Here is a 604-nt window from a genome sequence, read left to right as displayed (position 1 = left end):
GGAGGAAGAAAGAAAGACTAAATGCATATTTGCCATCATTCAGCTCATCGAAACCTGCATGGCCAAAGGTTATGCACGTATTGATTATCGCCGGACGATCTGTATCAACAGGTACGATTTTGTTATCAATGACGATGTGCCGTTTGTATTTGTACTGTAAATCACTCAGCAGTGCTTCAATGGATTCATTGACTTCTAAAGGAAAAATGAATTTTACACCTTCATTTTCTTCTGTGGTCTTTTGTGAGCTATTAAGATGATTTTCAAGCTTTTCAATCAGCTGACCATTCCATTTAAAAGATGAATAAGAGGAACGATAAAATGCTATCTTTCTCAGGTCAATGCGTGCGAAGAAGTCATTAATGCTGGTAACAGGACGGTCAATAATATCTTGCGTGTCCTTGATTCTGTTAACTAATGTCACTGCACGAGTGTAATCTTCATGCTCAATGGCATGACCAAGTAAATGTGTTATTTTATCTCCACCGGGAATGCCAAAACGTTGAGTATCATAATAATTGACAAACGCCATTGACATCCGATCATGACTGATAATTTTTCTATAGACAGAATAATCCACGTTACGTACTACGATGTTGAATTC

At 37.6% G+C, this 604-nt stretch carries 1 protein-coding gene; it reads right to left on the bottom strand.

The annotated features are described in order from the left end of the window. On the bottom strand, positions 1–580 hold a 580-nt coding region (locus WH277_RS05675; protein ID WP_339504933.1), incomplete at its 3' end, for a hypothetical protein. Positions 581–604 lie beyond the last annotated feature (24 nt).

The organism is Erwinia sp. MYb416, from assembly GCF_037479575.1.
GTDB classification, from domain to species: domain Bacteria; phylum Pseudomonadota; class Gammaproteobacteria; order Enterobacterales; family Enterobacteriaceae; genus Erwinia; species Erwinia rhapontici.
The sequence above is the reverse complement of the archived record's forward strand: the minus strand, read 5'-3'. Positions and strand labels throughout refer to the sequence as shown.